The sequence below is a fragment of the Shimia sp. W99 genome (genome assembly GCF_053851455.3).
Genome location: NZ_JBSQBU020000001.1, coordinates 3,714,705 through 3,732,837, shown reverse-complemented (window position 1 = coordinate 3,732,837; position 18,133 = coordinate 3,714,705). Strand labels below are relative to the sequence as shown.

Below are 18,133 nucleotides of genomic sequence, written 5' to 3'. Positions count from 1 at the left end.
AAGGAGCAGACCCCATGTTTGCAAAACTCGAGTCATACCCCGCCCCTCTGCTGGAACTCATCGCCGAGGCCAACAACGCGGCCAAGGCGATCCCACCCCTTTTCCCGCTATCGGCCAGCGTCGCGGTCAACCCGTTCCTGGGACAGACCGGAGAACCTCTCGAAGTCACCGCTGCACGTCTGGCGCGGGTCGGAGGCGTGCGGATCATGCCGTCCCGCGCACACTGGGCCGAAAAGCTTGAGACAGGCGACATTTCCGAAAAGGACCTGATAGACGCGCTGGCCGCCCACAGCGGACATTTCAATCCCCCCAGCCTTCAGGAACTCCGCGACGCATTGGAAAACAGCGCGCCAAAACCCGAGGCCCTTCCCACAGTGGCCGAACTGGCGGCAGACGTTTCCGGCATCGACTGGCCGGGCCTGATTGAGGACCGCATCGGCGCATGGGCCGCCGGTCATTTCGACGAGGGTCAGGCACTCTGGCAACAGGCCCGGTCCGGCGGTCCCTTCAGCTCTTGGCGGGACTTCGCCGCGCGTGACCTCACGCCCGAAATTCAGGGCTTGAACGGCTTCTGCGCCTTTGTCGCAGACACCAACCGGTCGCATTGGCGCGCTGTTGGCCGCGCTTCAGAGAAGCTTGGGATAACTGCCGGTGCCGCAACCACCGCGTTCCACCGGTGGCTGATGTCTCTGGGCGGATGGGCCCAATATGGGCGCTACCTTTTGTGGCAGGCGGAACTGGATGGTTGCCACGACAACACCGTGACCGAGCTTCTTGCGATCCGCATGGTGTTCGACGAAGCCCTGTTCGAGCTCTACGAGGATCAGATCGCAGAGCGTTGGCAAGAAACCGTCGCAGCGCACCGGGCCCCAGTCACCCCGTCGAAAGACCACGTGATTGATGCGGTTCTTCAGGATGCCTCCGAAAGGGCCGAGCAACGCCTCCTTGGCAACAGGCTGAAGCAAAGCAAACCGCCAAAATCCAGGGGCCGGCCGGATGTGCAGGCAGCGTTCTGCATTGACGTACGTTCCGAGGTCTTCCGCCGTGCGCTCGAGGCGCAGGACGAGAAGATCGAGACAATCGGGTTTGCCGGTTTCTTTGGTCTTGCCAGCGCACACAAGGCTACCGGATCGGACGTGATCGAACGGCGCGGCCCGGTTTTGTTGCAACCCGGTGTAACATCGCAAGCGATCGAACCCGAAACAGCTGATCTGAGGCGCCGCTACACCGCCCGGGCCAAACGTGCTTGGGGGCGGTTCAAATTGGCAGCCGTCTCGTCATTCGCCTTTGTCGAGGCCACGGGGCCGCTCTACGCAGGGAAACTCGTGCGAGACTCCCTTGGTATCGGCGGCAAACCCGCAACAGATCCCGCGCCCCGGCTGGACTCGGCCATCGACCTTGAAACGCGCGTTGGAATGGCAAAATCCGTTCTGACGGCCATGTCGCTTACGGACAACTTCGCAAAGATCGTACTGCTGGCCGGTCACGGGGCCGACGTCACCAACAACCCGCATACAAGCGCTTTGCATTGCGGTGCGTGCGGCGGTTACGCGGGCGACGTGAACGCCCGGCTACTGGCGGGCCTGCTGAATGACCCCGACATGCAGCTTGGGCTGCGTGAAGCTGGCATCGACATTCCGTCAGACACGGTCTTCTTGCCTGCTTTGCACCATACGACGACCGACGCGGTGACGCTCTTCGAGCGGGATCTACCGAAAGGGAAACTGCTGGCGGGCCTCACGGATCTGAAACAATGGCTTACCGCGGCCGGAAACCTCGCCAGTGCAGAGCGTGCCCAGCGCCTGCCGCGCGCCTCCAGTACCGCGACCGTCGCACAACGGGCTCGGGACTGGGCAGAGACACGCCCCGAATGGGGCTTGGCCGGGTGCCGTGCCTTCATCGCCGCGCCACGGCACCGCACCAACGGCGCAGATTTGTCCGGGCAGGCGTTTCTTCACAACTACGACTGGCGTCGCGATGACGGTTTTGGCGTTCTTGAACTTATCATGACCGCCCCCGTCGTCGTCGCTAGCTGGATCAGCCTTCAGTATTACGGCTCGACCGTGGCTCCCAATCTGTTTGGTGGCGGAAACAAGTTACTGCACAACGTGGTGGGAGGAATTGGCGTGCTGGAGGGCAACAATGGTGCCCCTAGACCGGGTCTACCATGGCAGTCCGTCCATGACGGCAACCGGTTCCAACATGAACCGCTGCGCTTGTCCGTCATCATAGAAGCACCACGAGAGGCAATGTCTGACATTCTCGAGCGCCACACCGAAGTGCGCAAGCTCTTTGACAACGGCTGGCTCCACCTGATCGCCATGGATGACGAGGGCAGACTGGCGTGGCGCTATCGCGGTGACCTGAAGTGGACCCCACTAAAAGAGCATTCCGACGCCATGCCGACACTTGCGGCGGAGTAACCGAAGCGTTGCCCGCTTGGACACTGCTTGGCGGCGCGTCGATCCGCGTATTTCGGATTTGACGCGCCCAACAGCACGACTAAACCCGATTGACGTTGGCGATGCGCCGGTATCCGGCCTCTCCGTAAAAGAAGCCGTTGCTGAACGGTGTGTCACCACAAATCCGGTGCAGCTCCGCCTCCGCTTCGGAAAGTTCGCGGTCGCCGTCCAAAGTACGACGAAAAACTTGCGCGACGGCTACCATATCAACCGCTTGCGGCATCAGACGCAAATGCGTGACACCGTCGTCGACCAGCCGTGCCGCTTCCGGCAGAAGGTCCACATAGCTTTCCGACTGGGTCTGAATGCCATTCACCCGCAGGATTGGCTGGTCGTCACTCGTGGTCAGCGGCATGCCGTCCGCATCGTCTTCACACACGAACAAGCAATTGTCCTTGGTCCGGCCATGCGCACGGGCGTGGTAGCAGCGCGCCGAAACCGCCAACGAAGCGCGCCCAAAAACCTGCACCTCAACGTCAAGCCCGAGTTCGCGGGCAACGCGCGTCGCGACAGTAATCGCCGGCGCGGGCAACTCTGTTGGCAAGACAACGTGCGTTGCCCCCTGGTCGGCCATCCATTTGATCGTGGCCTCGTTATAAGCATTCATGAATGGGCCAATGCGATGGGGGCGTTTGCCGCGTGCATATAACCCTGCGGCGTTATTGATCTCGATCTCGTGACTGTCCATCGCAGCCATGTCCGCGGTCGCCTTCCGCTCGCGCGTCAGCATCACCTCGGCAAGCGAGGACAAGACCACCCGTTTACCTGCACGTTCCAACCGCTCGATGATCGTAGGCAGCTCAGCCTCCTGGAAGGGCGCGCGCTTGGAACAGATCACCTCCCCCAGATACACTTCGTCAACGGGCGCCTCATCCGCGATGCGGGCATAGAAATCGCGCTGCCGATCGGCGGGCCAGTGATAGGCTATCGGGCCAAGAGTCAGTTTTGTCATTTTCGTCACCGCCATTTCTTAGTCTCAAAGGCGCCCTGTGTCTGTTTCTGTCCTTCGGTCAACGCGACGAGGTCAGAGATATTCGCCTCCCGCCCCGCCCGGATGTCATCCACCGCTGCGCGAAAGGCCTTTACGACATTGCGCACATAGCTTTTTGACCGTTGCCGCCCCTCGATCTTGAAGGCGTGTACCCCCGCGTCGATCAGTTCCGGCAACAACCTGGAAAGGTTGAGACTGATGGGTTCCTCGAAGGCATAGTAGCCCTCCTGCCGGTGCGGCGCGGTATAACGCCCCTTGCAGATCGTGGGGTAACCCGCCTTTTCGTCCGGTCCGAAACAATCAATGGTGAAACCTGCAAGTTGCGAAGACATCGAACCATCATCGTGGCGGACATATTCGACATCCGAAGCCGGAGAGCAGACGCCATCCAGATTGGTCGACTGTCCCGTCAGATAGTTGGTCAAGCTGCACCGCCCCTCGACCATCAGCCCGTGGTTGCCAAAGATAAAGGTCTCGATCTCGCAAGGGATTTCCTTGCGAATTTGCCGAATCTCGGGGATCGTCAATATGCGCGGTAGGACAACCCGCTTCACGCCGAAATTCTCGCAATAATAGCGGATGGCCTCGGGACTTGAGGCTGCGGCCTGCACTGACAGGTGCAACCGGACGCCGGGATGGGTGCGGGCGATGTAGTTGGCGACGCCCATATCGGCGACGATGAACGCATCGACACCAAATCGCGCACCGGTATCGGCGGCCTGCCGCCAAAGGTCGACCCTGCCCGCCGGCGGATAAGTGTTGAGAGCCAACAGGACTTTTGCCCCTTTCGCGTGCGCATACGCGACAGACTCTGCGAGTTCGTCCGGAGTAAAATTCAGGCCCGGAAAGTTGCGGGCATTGGTGGCGTCTTGGAAACCGCAATAGACGGCGTCGGCGCCAGCATCGACGGCGGTACGAAGTGCGGCGGGTGTCCCGGCAGGGCAGATCAGTTCGGCAAGGCTCATGGTTGGCCTGTATCCTTTCAGGTTGCGGGGTAGGAACGGCGCAGCCGCGCCAGGATTGCGCGGCCCGGTGCACCGAACATGTCAGCAGTTTCTTCGGCAATGGATCCGTCGACATCGTCGAGCGCGTTGCGCAGCCGCACGACGGCTTCTGTATCGCCAGTCACTTCAAGATCGCGCGAGAAGAACGCTGCATCCCCATCCTCCTCGGAATCAACCAACTCCAGCAACAGCATAAAACGACCGCGGATCGCTGCCCCGGCAACGGGCGCAACGTCGCGCGGCACGGCGCGGAAGATCAGCGCATCCGGATCAGGACGAAGATGCAGCGCAAAGGGAAGCTCGATCGGGTCAATAATGAAATCGGTTTTCTGGTGGGGCCCAAGCCGGGCGAAGAGCGACGGATGGCGCTCTGCAATGCGACGCACCACCCGCGTCAGGATTGGCTGCGCGATCGCAGCCGACAATCGCGCCACCGGGCGGTGCCCTGGCAAGCGCGGGCGGCGAACGGCGTCGGTGTTGGATGTCATTTCTCAAGCCTCTCTTGCTGCCGACATGTTGGTTCCTCGCCGGATGACTCAACGGAATTGGCAACCGCCGCCAGGCACCAGGTCACTACGGCGCTCTCGCTGTCCGACAGCGCCGTTGCCATGCCATCCGCGAAGCGTTCGAAAGCCGCCCTGTGGGCATCGGACACGCCAATCAAAACAGGAATATTTCGCGACAATGCTTCCGCGATCAGAACGCGGAAACCGCGCCCCTCCGCCTCGCTGATCCCGAACTTGTTCAACACGATCAGATCAATGCCGCCCGAGGCGAGCCGCGCGGTTGCCATTGCCGCCGCCTCTTCAAGTGCCCCAGCGTCCATTCGGCAAGCCGTGGAACCAGCACCCAAATCTTGCGTGATACGAGCGATCGGTCCATCCGGCAGAAGCCACAGATCACTGTTGCAATGTGAGGACTCATCCGCTGGTTTCCGAGGGCGCAGTGCACCGCCAACCCGGATTCCCTCAGCCTGCAACCGTGCAACAACCGAAGAAAGCAACTGATCCGTAGCTCCCCGGCCAACTACCGAAACACATGCCAGTCTCGTCATCTGGTCCGCCCCCGTCCGACAAAAACCGCAATGGGCGCCGGGAACACGAGGTCTACACACAGCGCTCTTTGACCCCGGATCAAAGTAGGGGCGACCCGGGTGCCGGTTTCCTCCTGTGCAAGGGTGACGGCATCATGTCTCATGGCCGGTCCTTTCGGTTTCGATTCGTCTGCCGAGATCGAATTAGCATTTGATTTACCGATTACGCCCGATTAATACGCATTGTAAATACCAAAACAGGATCGCGACCTTGCGCCTCACCTCATTCACCGACTACGGACTGCGTGTCCTGATGCGCTTGGCCGGAGCCCCCGATAGCGTCATGACAACCGGCGAACTCGCTGCCGAGTTCAATGTTTCGCGCAATCACCTCGCCAAGGTTATTTCCGCACTTTCCGCGGCCGGCTACCTCGAAACCCGGCGCGGTGGAAGCGGCGGGGCCAAGTTGACCCGCCCACCCGAAGAGATACGCCTTGGCGATGTGGTGGCCATTCTGGAAGCTGATCAGGTGTTGGTCGAGTGCTTTTCGCCGGGCGGCGCTGCCTGTACTCTGACGCCGCATTGCCGATTGAAGGCACGGCTGGCCCAGGCCGAGGCGTCCTTCATTGCAGACCTCAACCAAAGCACATTGGCCGATTGCGTCTATCGCCCCGCGTTCTTCACCCCACCCGATCTCTGACCGTGGGTCAAACTTGTCAGACATCAGCGCCAACACGACGGTTTCGGTCGCAATGACAAGATAAAGTTTCTTGCACACCGGCCCAGCCATGGACCTGGCCAGACGGGCAGCATCTCAGGATGATGCCCTTCCGGATAGCAAATCCTGGGATCAAGTTCCGTCGCGCGGACTTTGGGGTTCTGGAAGCCCGATCTCGGGTTCGGATTTGGTGATTGCCTCCAAAGAATGTATGGTGGACATCTAAATCACCGCGAGGTGGAACGATGGCACTGTCTCACGGCGCGGGGGTCAGCTTTGTTCGGCTCCGCTCTGACAGCAACAAACTCGGCATGCGACGCGCTGGAATGCGTGAGAACTTCTGGCTCAATGGCCGCCAGGACGAGTTGAGACTGACACTCCAATATGTGCCGGACCAACCCACAACAGACGTTGATGATCGGATCGCTTCCACACCAGTTCTTTCCGATGCGGAAATCGACGCGTTCAAGCTGGCTCACTCTAACCTGCAAACCTCCTCGCACACTCGAGCCCGCAGCACCGTGCTCGCTGCCAATCAAGGCAACGTCGTCCTGTCCGGTTTTGAACATGTCAGTTTCTACGATCAACTCTTTGACGGCCCTTACGCGACAGCAGGTGATACCGGCGATCTGTATCAGCTTCTTGCAGAGAAGATGGCCGCCCGGAACCCGCCCCAGCAGGGCCAGGGGATCCCTGCTGCCTATACCTACCTTGGCCAATTCCTCGCCCATGACATGTCATACATGAAATGGAACCCCGACCTGCTGGGACCCGGCCTTGGCGGATGGAGCAATGCCCGCCACATGCACGCGCTGGATTTCGACACGATTTTCGGAACCGAACCGGAGACCGCGCCTCGCACCAGCCCGTGGCGTGAAAGCGGCGGGAGTTCTCTGGGCCGCCTGCACAAGTGTCCCGCCATCCTTGATGACGCTTATGACCTTCCCCGCGAGGATCCAAACATCGGCACCCATTGCTGTCTCGATCCAAGGGTCGACGCAAACCTCGGTCTGGCACAGCTGCATGTATTGTTTGTACGCTTCCACCAACACCTGTCCGAAACACAGGGTCTGAACGACGCAGCCAGCAAGACGGCAACCCGCCAGCATCTTCAGACAATTGTCCTGATGGACTACCTGCCACGCATCATCCCCAAAAACGTTTACGACGAAGTAATGGCCGATGGCCCACTGCTGGTCACCTCACCGCCGGGAAACTTTCTGGTACCGCTCGAGTTCGCCCTCGCCTGCTTTCGCTTCGGGCATTCGATGGTGCAGGAGATTTACTCCGAATGGGCGATCCGCTACCCGCCGCCCCTCCCGGTGACATCCAGGATCGCACGCCTGTCTGCCCTACTTGGCTACACCTCCAAAGGCGGCCAACTCAAAAACGGCCGGTTGCCCTTCAACTGGAACCAACCTTGGCTGAACATGATCGATGACATCGGCCTCAATCTGCCGGTGACCACCTCCATGGCTCGTCCGATCAGCGCCTCGATCCAGCCGGATCTCTCCCAACTTGACGCCAGCCATTTCGATCAGGGCCTGCCATCCGGCCCCCATTCTCTGGCGCAACGCACCTTGGAAAAAGGCGCCCAACTTGGACTGCCCTCCGGCCAGGATCTTGCCGCGCAAGCCGGGCTTGTCGGACATTTCGATGTGGCGGCATTTCTTCAGACTCATGCCAACGAATTTGACGGCCTTGTCGGGAGCCAGCATCTCTGCCTTTCAACACCCCTCTGGTTTTACGTCCTGGCCGAGGCAGAAACGCTCGGAAACGGCAAGCTTGGACCGCTGGGCGGGCGCGTGGTCATGGAGACCATCGTGAGCGCGCTAGCCGAGGCGGAAGACACCATCTTGACCCGAACGGCGCAGGGCGGTTTCCAGCGCAGTTCATTTCTCAGTCTCAGCGCTGGCGGAGAGCCCACCCGGCTCTCCGACATCGTTGCATTGGCCAATACCGGCGTACTCTGAATTAGGAAAGGAGACTTCTAATGACCAACATCATTGCACACCTCAAAGGAGGCCCAAACGAAATCACGCATCGTGATGGCATGCAAAAAGCCGGCGAAGCCATCAATCTGTGGATGGATGATTCAAACAATGATGCCGAGGATTTCTTTGACGACCTGTTTGCCAGCCTGAAGAACACACATGAATTCAGGATCGAGCGTGACGGTCTGGAACCTGAGATCACGAAGCAAGGAAAGAAGTACAAGTTCAATGACGGTACCGACGACCATTTTCTACGTGTGAAATGCGAAGAAGATGCAGACTGGGAGAGCAATGGCAAAAAAAACGTGCGCATGACAATTCCAATCCCGCAGGAGCGCGATGACCTGACCGGCGGTGACTATACCGACAAGATGGTCCTGCATCTGAGACACTTTTTGTGCGACGAAGACGACGATCAGAAAGCCAAGGAGTATCTCCTCGCTGTAATTTTCCTGAACCGCTGTCAGTGATCCTGATCACGCGGCACGTCTTGCGGCGTGGATCGCCTCGCTCAATCGCCTGCGATCGTCTTCATAACGCAGCGGATAGGCGCCCGCGAACCAATCCGCCGCACTCTCGAACGTGACCGGTGCCGGTCCGCTCCAGGCGGGTGTGATCATCGCCACAAAACGGCGAAACGCGGCGCCGGCCGCGCCGGTATCCCGACGCCGCGCATGTGTGGCCGCGATCCATCCCTGCGTGTCTGCGATACTGTCCCCGCCAAGCTCTGCGGCTTCAAGGGCCTCGTCGAGACGTCCCAGAACGAAATAGGTTGCCGCGTTGTAGGCCCACCCCCATTCCGGCAACAAGGGAGCTATCGACAGGCATCGCGTCAGCGCTGCATCTGCCTTTTCCTGTTCGCCAAACCAGGCAAACCCCATCGCGCAACTCGCCAGCGATGTCGGGCTGTTGGGATTGAGGCTCACCGCCAGGTCCATATGCATCGTGGCCCGCGCAAAAGCCCCGTTCATGGCAGCGGTCCACGCTACGGTGCGTTGCACACGCGCGTCCATCGGATCAAGGTCAACCGCACGGGACGCGAACCTGTCCGCCTCGGCATCCTCCGCCGAACGCCGCGCCCGCCCCGGCCAGATCACGTGCTGCACGTTAGAAATCGAAGCAAGCCGATACAGCGACGGCGTGTGATCAGGGTCTTTTTCAAGAATGCTTTCGAATATGCCCCGCGCCTCTTCGGCCCCTTCCGGTGTCCAGCGCATCAATGCCCGGTCGCCACGCAACCACGCATCATGGCTGGTCACATCATCACTTCGCCCCCCAAGCACAAGCGCCAGACGATCCGCCGAGATGTAGCTCTCAATCGTGGCCGCAATGCGCCGAATGATCTCGCGCTGCGACCGCTCCCACGAGTCGGAGGAGATCGTGAACGCCTCGGCCCAGAGAGCGCGCCCGCTGGCGTGCTCGTTTAGTGTCAGCGCCAGTGTTGGCGCGCCACCTTGCCCTGTCGAACGCCCATCGACACGGTAGTCTATTACCGTTTGCCCCTCATCGCCCGCGAGGCTGTCAATCACCGACCAGTCCCGGAAACGCGCGAGATTTGCGATCAGGTCGCCGCGAAAGGCCGCCAGCTGCTCGGACACGGCCGGCCCGTTGCCTTCGAACCCGCCCACTGCGATCCGCAACAGCCGCCGGGGGCGCGATGAGGCAGGCCGCAGCAAGCTTTGCCCGCCTTTCTTTACCAGCGCACTGACCAGCGCTCGGATCCGCTCTCCCGGTGCCACGCCGTAAGTTTCCGCAAGATATTGCTCCAGCCGTTCGAACTCGGCAAGCGCCCCGCCCTGGTCCCCGCGCGCGATGCGAACCCTGATCCGCGCCTCGGCTGCGATCTCGTTTCCGGGCTCAAGCAACAGCATGGCATCTGCAGCATCTTCATGCACATCCTCACTCGACGTACTGCGCTCCAGCAGGCGCTCCATCTCGTGCATCAGCCGCCGCTTCCAGGTCGCTCTGATCACCCGACGCCACCCGGCGAACACCGGCCCTGCCTCCCTGAACCCCGCAAGAATACGCTGCGGCCACTCCGCATCCGAGAGCAGCAATTCAGGCACACGGTCCTGTCGGAGATCGCGCAACAGAATGTCCAGATCGGTTTCCAAAGCCACCGGATCAAGCGCCACAAGCCCTCCAAACTGACTGACGGCACGGCCCAGAAACCCGTGATCCTCTTCAAGCGCAAGGACCGCATCCGCGACCCGTGCCGCCGCGCCTTGACCTCCAAGAAGCGCGGCCAGTCGTTCGAGGCTGTCGGCATGTCCGGGACAAAGGGCAAGATACCCCAGAAGCAATCGCACATCATGATCCAGCGCAGGCCCGCGCGCGACAAAGGCACCTTTCAGCACCTCGATTTGCGGAACGGCAGGCCGTTCACCAAACTGTCTCTGAAGGAGCGGATCAACCACGCCATAGACCGGGATGCGTTCGCGGATATTCTTCAAAGCCGGCGCCCCAAGCGCCTCGAACTCCAGATCGATCACGTCATGGGCCAGCTCATAAACGATCTGGGAAACAACACATCGCCCCGGCGCCGCGACGGATTGCAATCGGGCCGCAACATTGACCGTGTTTCCGAACGCATCCCCGTTGTGAATCAGGACGGCACCCTTGTGTACCCCAACCCGAAAAACATAGGGATCGGCCACCGCGGTCTGCAGTTTCGTCACGATGCGCTGGAACTCCACCCCGTACTCTATGGCGTTGTGCGCCTCGTCAAACAACAGCATCGCGCCATCACCAAGCGTCTTGACCAGCTTGCCCTGATAGCGCCGCGCCAGAATGCGCAACGTATCAAAACACGCAGACATGAACTCCAGCGTAGCCGCCTCGTCTTCGCCGATACGTTGGCTGTAGGACACCATGTCGATGAACAAGACCACCCGCTCCTGCGTCCCATCTGGAGACGGTTCAGTTGCCTGATCCGGGATATCTTGGTGCGGTTTCATACTATCGCCACAGGTGCATTCGAAATAAGATTACCCCATGAGCCTAGCGGAAATTGCCGAATTTTTCGATGTTTTTGCGCTCTCGCCCGAGGGCTGGCCGGTTCATTGCAATCTGACAACCCCGAACGACGCGGCCTTGGCACGCTGGCCGCGCTGGCCCTCTGCCGCACTACCATCCGCCGGGCGGGCAGCGTCGGGACATGGTGTGACTATGCAACTGGCCCAAATCAGCGGTCTTGGAGAGGCCGTCGAAGTCGCGAGCCTCTGCCGATGGGGCGATGAGGCAACGGTGAAGGCCCGCGAAAAGGATCTGCCGGGCGAGGTCTGGAGCGCGACAACATTGGCCGGCTTCTCTCGGGACCAGAGGTCAAACAGAGAGGCATGGAACGCGCATCTCAAGGGCACCGACTGGATCGCCCCGAACCCCGGCACGACCGAAACCGAATGGGTGCAGATCGTCGACTTGACGGGTGCGCCCGTCTGGGTGCCCGCCCAAGCCGTTTTTCTCGGAGAACACCGGTCCGGCGATCCCGAGGCAATCCTTGTTGCCGACACCAACGGCTGCGCTGCGGGTCCATCTGACAGCGCGGCGCAAGCAGGCGCCCTGCTCGAATTGATCGAGCGGGATGCCACCGGGCGCTGGTGGTACGGGTGTCGCGCGCGCCATCACCTTGCTGACACCATGCTGGACGACGCAGGCAGGCATCTGATCGAAGCTTGCCGCACCGTTGGACTGGCCACACGCCTTTTCGACATCACCAGCGATATCGGTGTCCCGGTCGTTGCCGCCGTTGGACAATCCGCGAAAGCCCCACCGGCCCTGGGCTTCGCCGCAGCGCCCACATTTGCAGCCGCTGCCCTCAAGGCGTTGGCAGAGATGGCTCAAATGGCGCTCGTGTTTCAGGGCGGAGCCGCAGAGGCGCGACCGGGGCTTGAGACATGGGCGCGTGAGGCCGGAGATCACGCGCCGCCCCTGTCGCTTGGCGCGCCCCCAGCTGCAATCCCGCCCAATGCACCAACCTCGATCGGTACGCGTTTGCAAGACGCGGGGATACGTGTCGCCTTCCTGTGCCAGACCCGGCCTGAATTCTCGGTCCCGGTCTGGCGCGCATTGTCTCCAGACCTGTGCCACTGGAAACCCCGTTTCGGACGGCCACGTCTTCTGGCCCCGGACGACCGCGATCTGACCACGGTGAGCACAGCCCCAAACCCCATACTGCTCAGAATCTGAGGCGGCCGTGTCAGACGGAATCAAACGGGTCTCAGCTGGGGCTGCAGGACAGACTTGTTCCCGTACAGAAACTGCACCTCACGATTGAAAGCTGCAAATCCCAGCCACCAAAACCGAACAGATGACTGGCTCTTGTCAAAGCCACTGTTGCGCAACTAATCATCCATGCTCCGATGCGATAACAGAGACCTGGCACACAGCGTCACCGCCGAACGAAAATTTTCGGGCTCGTTACTTAATCCCTGACAGGCAGCCGTCGGACAGTGCGGGGCAATTCAGACAGGAATTCGACACCATTGGGATGTAGAAACGCCACGTCCTCGAGCCGAATGCCAAACTCCTCGTTCAAGTAGATGCCCGGCTCAATGGAGAAGACGTTTCCAACCCGCAGCGGTTCTGGATAGTTGGCGGCGATATAGGGCGGTTCGTGGACGTCTACGCCCAGACCATGGCCGGTGCGGTGCAGGAATTCCGGGCCATAGCCTCCGTCTGCAACGACCGCGCGGGCGGCTTTGTCAACGTCGCTGCACAGGGTACCGGGCAAAGCCTCGGATTGCGCGGCCTGCACCGCTTGTTCAACGATGCTGGCAATTTCGTTGAACCGTGGACTGGGCGTATCCCCATACCAGGCACAGCGGGTCATGTCCGAAGGATAGCCCCGCAAGCGGCACCCGGCATCAATCAGCACGGCCATGTTGGGTTGCAGGGTATCCGTACCCGCATGATGGTGCGGGTAGGCGCTGTTTTCCCCAAATGCGACGATGCAAAAGGCGGGTTGAGCTCCGTTTTCGACGTAGTGATTGATAATGATATCGCGCACTTCGAGCTCGGTCATTCCGGTGCGCAAAGCGTCAAACGCCCGTTCAAAGGCGGCATCGTTCAAAAGGGCACTGTCCTTCAGGAGCTGGCGTTCTTCGGCGCCTTTTTCAGCGCGCAGGAAGCCAACCGTGTCCAACGTGAAACGGTGGGTCGGCGCATCAAGCTGATCAAGCAGAAGGAACGAAAAATCGGTACGCATTGTCTCGTCCAGAACGATGCTGAGGCCGGGACGGTTGGCATCTGACTCGTTCAAAAGCTGCTTCAGCGCACCCAACGGGCCGTCGGCGTCACCCCACTCATAAAACGGTATGTCTGCACATTGCGCGCGCGACGCTTCTGCGTTCAGAAGGGGCATGAGCACGCCGACGTGTTCGGCAGTCACAATCGCCATGACCGGACGTTCATCACCATGCGGATTCAATCCCAGCAGCCACTGCATGTGACTTCCCGGTCCGATGGCGACCAGATCGGTATTGGTTTCATCCATGCGCTTTCGAAGCCGCGCCAACCTGTTTTTCACAATATCAGACATTGAACTTCTCCTGAATGGCGCCTTGATGGGCGGGGTCAGCCGCGATGTCCGGGAAGGCGGCTGTTTTGATCCCCTTGCAGTACGACCAATGTGCCGGTCCACAGCATGCGGGCGGGCGTGTCACCCAGTGTTTTCCACGAGTGCGGTGTCATTCCGTTGTAATGCAGGCTGTCGCCCTCGCGCAGGGTAAAGGTTTCCCCATCGAGGCTTTTTTCAATCGAGCCGCTGAGGACGTAGATGAACTCTTCGCCCTCATGCTGAAACGTCTCGGATTGAAATCCCGGAGGGCAGTTCATGATGAAGGCCGACAATTCGTGACCGGGAAAGTCGGTGCTGAGAGCCTCGTAGGTGACACTAGAGTCCGAGATCGAAAACTTGCGCCGTTGAGCCGCGTAAGACACCGCATCCCCTGGTTTGGGTCGGGCCACAAAGTAATCAAGGCCCAAGTCAAGTGCGCGGGCGATCTGTGCCAAGGTCCCGAGAGAAGGCGTCGCATTGCCCCGTTCGACCTGCGACAAGTAGCCGACGGAAACGCCAGCCTTGTCACAGAGTTCTTTCAGCGTCAGCTTGCGCTGCTGTCGGCACTTGCGGATTAAGTTGCCCAGCTTGGCCGGTTCGAGCTGATCGGATGCCATCATTTCACATTCCTCCGGATCGTGAGGATACGATCCACGCAGGCGGCCGGGGGTATGAAAAAACGACGCATTCCATTAGCTCGACAGCTGCGCCAACCGGGGCATCAGATCAAGCAACTGGGCCGTATACGCCTGCTCGGGGTGGGCAAAGAGCGTCTCGGTATCCTGCACCTCGATCAACTGGCCCTGTTTCATCACGCCGACGCGATCACACATCTGGCGCACCACCGGAAGATCATGGCTGATGAACAACATGGTCAGGCCAAGATGTTCCTGCAAATCCTTGAGAATATTAAGGATCTGCGCCTGAATCGACACATCCAGAGCGCTGGTGGGTTCATCGCAGATCAAAAACCTTGGTTGCGTCGCCAGAGCGCGTGCAATCGAAATGCGCTGGCGCTGGCCACCCGAGAACTCATGCGGATATTTCGTGGCAGCCGCACGGGTCAGGCCGACACGATCCAGCAATTCATGCACCCGCCCGCTGACCTGATCCGGCGGCAAGAGCTTGTGATGCAGCAGCGGCTCGGCGACAATGCTTTCCACCTTCATGCGCGGGTTCAGGCTCGAGAACGGATCCTGAAAGATCATCTGGATCTGTTTGCGGTAATTCGCCATATCCGCCGCCGACATTGCGGTGATGTCATCGCCGTCGAAATGGATCTGGCCACCATCAACCGGCAGCAGCGTGCCAATCATGCGCGCCACTGTGGATTTGCCCGATCCGCTTTCCCCGACAAGGCCAAAAACCTCGCCGTCCTTGATATCGAATGACACGTCATCAACAGCCGTAAAATAGGTACGACGCGACGGCAGAAGCGCGGATTTTTCCAGGAACTTCTTGGTGATGCCTTTGACTTCGACCAGCTTGCCCGACTTGGACAGCTCCGGTTTGTGCCAGTTGCGCGCAAGGTCCTCGATCTTGAAGGTGGTTTCACGACCGCCATAGCTGACCTGCGGAAAGCGATGCAGCTTGACTTGCGGACGCGGCACGGCAGAAATCAGCGACTTGGTGTATTCATGCTCCGGCGCGCTTAGTACCTTGTCGGTCGGACCATTCTCGACAACCTCGCCAGAGTACATCACGGTAACCTGTTCGGTGGTGTCAGCGATGACGCCCATGTCGTGCGTGACAAGGATCACCCCCACCTGCGTTTCCGAAGCCAGCTCCTTGATAAGGTCCAGCACCTGCGCCTGAATCGAGACATCCAGCGCCGTGGTCGGCTCATCCGCCACGATGACGGAAGGCTCCGAGCACAAGGCCAGCGCGATCACAACCCGCTGGCGCATCCCGCCCGAGAACTGGTGCGGATACTGGTCGAACCGAGTCTTTGGGTCCGGGATCGAGACCCGCTCCAGCAACGCAAGCGCGCGCTCCTTTGCCTCAGAGGCAGAAACCTTGAGGTGCAGCTGAATGGTTTCGACCAGCTGTTCGCCAATGGTGAACAACGGGTTGAGCGAGGTCAGCGGATCCTGAAAGATCATACCGATCTCACGCCCACGAATGGCGCGTTTTTCCTCGGGGCCGAGGTTGTCGATCCGACGCCCCTTGAGCCAGATTTCACCGGACGCGATGCGTGCCGGCTCATCCAACAGTCCGATGACGGCATTTCCTGTCATCGACTTGCCCGCGCCACTTTCGCCAACAACACCGCGGATTTCGCCGGGATGGATATCATAGCTGACATTCTGCACAGGTTTGAACAGCCCGCGGCGGGTGGGAATTTCGACCGTCAGGTTGCGGATGGAAAGTACGGGTTCGGTCATTTCAGCCTCGGATTCAATACATCACGCAGCCAGTCGCCCAGCATGTTCACACTCAGCGCCAGGGCAAGCAGGGTGCAGGCCGGGAAAAACAGGATCCACCATTCACCGGAGAACAGGTAGCCCTGCCCGATGCGGATCAGTGTTCCCAGCGAAGGCTGCGTGGGCGGTGCCCCCACTCCGAGGAAACTGAGCGTGGCCTCGGCGATAATCGCCAGCGCCAATGAGATCGTGGCAATCACCAGCACGGGGGACAGGATATTGGGCAGAATGTGTCGCAGCATGATCGCCGAAGGCCGCCGCCCGATCAGCCGGGCCGCCGATACATAATCCTTGTTCTTCTCCACCAGCGTCGCGCCGCGCACGACGCGCGCGAACTGCACCCAATCACTCAGACCAATGGCGAGGATCAGCACCCAGATCGCCATCTGATCGCGGTGTTCGACCGGGGTGATGCCCTTGGCAATACCAAAGATCAGCATCGCGACAAGGATGGATGGGAAAGTCAGCTGCACGTCAGCGGCGCGCATGATGAAACTGTCGGTCCAGCCACCAAAATAGCCGGCCAAAAGGCCAAGGAAGATGCCCAGAACCACCGCAAACAGCACGGCGGCAAAGCCGACGAACAGCGAAATGCGCATCCCGTAAAGGATGGTGGAAAAGACGTCCCGCCCCTGATCGTCGGTGCCCATCAGGAACGTCTCGCCGGTAAAGGCGTTGGGCGTCATAGGCGGCGTGAACCCGTTCATCAGGTTCAGCGTCGTGGGATCGAACGGATTGGTTGTCGCAATCAACGGCGCGAAGACAGCTGACAGGATCAGCAGGATCGACACAGCGGCCGAGACCATTGCGACAGGCGAGTGGCGGAAAGCGTAAAAAAAGTCACTGTCCAGCGCGCGGCGCAGGCGGGACGGAGACGCCGATTGCGTCTCTTTTTGCGCAGAGATGGGTTGATCGGTCACTTGGCACTCACCCTTAAGCGTGGATCGATGAAGGCATAGAGGATATCAACCAAGAGGTTGATGACGACGAACATCACCGAGATCATCATCAGATATGCCGCCATAACCGGGATATCGACGAACTGGATTGCGTTGATGAACAAGAGCCCGAGGCCGGGCCACTGGAATACGGTTTCGGTGATGATCGCAAAGGCGATGATCGCGCCCAATTGCAGGCCGATGACGGTGATCACAGGAACCATGGTGTTCTTGAGCGCATGGCGGAAGTTGATCACCCGGTCACTCAGGCCGCGTGCGCGGGCAAAACGGATATAGTCCTGACGCAGCACTTCAAGCATTTCCGAACGCACCAACCGCATGATGAGTGTCATCTGGTAGAGCCCCAGGGTGATCGCCGGAAGGATCAGCGCCTTGAGACCGGATTCCGTCAGAAAACCAGTGGTCCATCCACCGATCTGGACCACTTCACCGCGGCCAAAGCTCGGCAACCAGCCCAGCTCGACGGAAAACAGATAGATCAGCAGAATACCGATCAGGAAGGTCGGCAGGGAAACCCCGATCAGCGACGCGGACATGATGAAATTGGCGGCGAACCCGTCACGACGAATGGCGGTGAACACACCCAGCGCAATCCCCATCACAACGGCGAAGATCGCAGACAGGGCCGCCAGTTCCAAAGTGGCCGGTGCGCGCTCCATGATGATCTCGGAAACTTCGCGCCCCTGACGATAGCTGACGCCGAAATTGCCTTGGATCGCTTCATTCAGAAATCGGAAATACTGCACCGGAACCGGCTTATCGAGGCCCAACTGCGCGCGCAGACGCTCGACGTCTTCCATCGTGCGCTCCTGACCAAGCATGTTGTCAATCGGGTCGCCGACAAAGGTGAACATGGAAAACGCAATAGCTCCGGTAATGACCAGAACCAGAAATGACTGGAACACGCGCTTTAGGATGAATGGCAACATCGCAGAGGCTTTCTTGTGCCAATACGCGTGAGGGCCACGCGTTGACTTGACGGATCACGGAAA

General features: G+C 59.9%; 15 protein-coding genes. 5 read left to right on the top strand and 10 right to left on the bottom strand.

The features are described from left to right. Positions 1–14: 14 nt before the first annotated feature. Entirely contained in the window at positions 15–2,423 is a 2,409-nt protein-coding gene (locus ACS3QZ_RS18105; RefSeq protein WP_456039065.1) for a YbcC family protein, read from the top strand. 79 nt (positions 2,424–2,502) lie between these two features. Here ACS3QZ_RS18105 and ubiV read toward each other — a convergent pair whose 3' ends face one another. Genes ubiV through ACS3QZ_RS18085 form a run of 4 tightly spaced genes read right to left on the bottom strand, consistent with a single transcriptional unit; the run spans position 2,503 to position 5,511 of the window. Continuing rightward, on the bottom strand, positions 2,503–3,414 hold the full coding sequence (gene ubiV, locus ACS3QZ_RS18100; protein ID WP_456039064.1) for a ubiquinone anaerobic biosynthesis protein UbiV: 912 nt from the start codon (positions 3,412–3,414) through the stop codon (positions 2,503–2,505). Positions 3,415–3,419: 5 nt separating this feature from the next. Beyond that, positions 3,420–4,418 (bottom strand): ubiquinone anaerobic biosynthesis protein UbiU, encoded by a 999-nt coding sequence (gene ubiU, locus ACS3QZ_RS18095; protein ID WP_456039063.1) that lies wholly within the window; start codon positions 4,416–4,418, stop codon positions 3,420–3,422. Positions 4,419–4,435: 17 nt separating this feature from the next. Continuing rightward, complete coding sequence (gene ubiT, locus ACS3QZ_RS18090) at positions 4,436–4,945, bottom strand: ubiquinone anaerobic biosynthesis accessory factor UbiT (protein ID WP_456039062.1); 510 nt, start codon at positions 4,943–4,945, stop codon at positions 4,436–4,438. Next, entirely contained in the window at positions 4,942–5,511 is a 570-nt protein-coding gene (locus tag ACS3QZ_RS18085; RefSeq protein ID WP_456039061.1) for a DUF2478 domain-containing protein, read from the bottom strand. The genes ubiT and ACS3QZ_RS18085 overlap by 4 nt, the downstream gene beginning before the upstream one ends. A gap of 250 nt (positions 5,512–5,761) precedes the next feature. On the opposite strand from ACS3QZ_RS18085, the gene ACS3QZ_RS18080 reads away from it, so the two are divergent. The 3 genes from ACS3QZ_RS18080 to ACS3QZ_RS18070 all read left to right on the top strand — a co-directional run bounded on the left by ACS3QZ_RS18080 (position 5,762) and on the right by ACS3QZ_RS18070 (position 8,672). Continuing rightward, positions 5,762–6,190 carry an Rrf2 family transcriptional regulator gene (locus ACS3QZ_RS18080; protein ID WP_456039060.1) on the top strand — a complete coding sequence of 143 codons (429 nt, stop codon included), beginning with the start codon at positions 5,762–5,764 and terminating at the stop codon, positions 6,188–6,190. A 263-nt stretch (positions 6,191–6,453) separates the two neighbouring features. After that, positions 6,454–8,181 (top strand): peroxidase family protein, encoded by a 1,728-nt coding sequence (locus ACS3QZ_RS18075; RefSeq protein ID WP_456039059.1) that lies wholly within the window; start codon positions 6,454–6,456, stop codon positions 8,179–8,181. Between the two features lie 20 nt (positions 8,182–8,201). Next, the gene (locus ACS3QZ_RS18070; RefSeq protein ID WP_456039058.1) at positions 8,202–8,672 is read left to right on the top strand and encodes a hypothetical protein; all 471 of its coding nucleotides are present in this window, start codon (positions 8,202–8,204) and stop codon (positions 8,670–8,672) included. A gap of 6 nt (positions 8,673–8,678) precedes the next feature. Here the strand turns inward: ACS3QZ_RS18070 and ACS3QZ_RS18065 are convergent, their stop codons facing one another. Beyond that, positions 8,679–11,159 (bottom strand): adenylate/guanylate cyclase domain-containing protein, encoded by a 2,481-nt coding sequence (locus ACS3QZ_RS18065; protein ID WP_456039057.1) that lies wholly within the window; start codon positions 11,157–11,159, stop codon positions 8,679–8,681. A 37-nt stretch (positions 11,160–11,196) separates the two neighbouring features. Here ACS3QZ_RS18065 and ACS3QZ_RS18060 point away from each other — a divergent pair, with 37 nt between their 5' ends. Continuing rightward, the gene (locus ACS3QZ_RS18060) at positions 11,197–12,390 is read left to right on the top strand and encodes a YcaO-like family protein (protein WP_456039056.1); all 1,194 of its coding nucleotides are present in this window, start codon (positions 11,197–11,199) and stop codon (positions 12,388–12,390) included. Between the two features lie 235 nt (positions 12,391–12,625). Here ACS3QZ_RS18060 and ACS3QZ_RS18055 read toward each other — a convergent pair whose 3' ends face one another. The 5 genes from ACS3QZ_RS18055 to ACS3QZ_RS18035 all read right to left on the bottom strand — a co-directional run bounded on the left by ACS3QZ_RS18055 (position 12,626) and on the right by ACS3QZ_RS18035 (position 18,070). After that, positions 12,626–13,741: a M24 family metallopeptidase gene (locus tag ACS3QZ_RS18055; protein WP_456039055.1), complete on the bottom strand. Its 1,116-nt coding sequence runs from the start codon at positions 13,739–13,741 to the stop codon at positions 12,626–12,628. A 35-nt stretch (positions 13,742–13,776) separates the two neighbouring features. Continuing rightward, positions 13,777–14,379: a helix-turn-helix domain-containing protein gene (locus ACS3QZ_RS18050; protein WP_456039054.1), complete on the bottom strand. Its 603-nt coding sequence runs from the start codon at positions 14,377–14,379 to the stop codon at positions 13,777–13,779. A 72-nt stretch (positions 14,380–14,451) separates the two neighbouring features. Further along, entirely contained in the window at positions 14,452–16,143 is a 1,692-nt protein-coding gene (locus ACS3QZ_RS18045; protein ID WP_456039053.1) for an ABC transporter ATP-binding protein, read from the bottom strand. After that, positions 16,140–17,102, bottom strand: coding sequence for an ABC transporter permease (locus ACS3QZ_RS18040; RefSeq protein ID WP_456039052.1), 963 nt, complete (start codon positions 17,100–17,102; stop codon positions 16,140–16,142). The genes ACS3QZ_RS18045 and ACS3QZ_RS18040 overlap by 4 nt, the downstream gene beginning before the upstream one ends. Then, positions 17,099–18,070, bottom strand: a complete 972-nt coding sequence (locus tag ACS3QZ_RS18035) for an ABC transporter permease (protein WP_456039051.1) — start codon at positions 18,068–18,070, stop codon at positions 17,099–17,101. Before ACS3QZ_RS18035 ends, ACS3QZ_RS18040 begins: the two co-directional genes overlap by 4 nt. Positions 18,071–18,133: the final 63 nt, after the last annotated feature.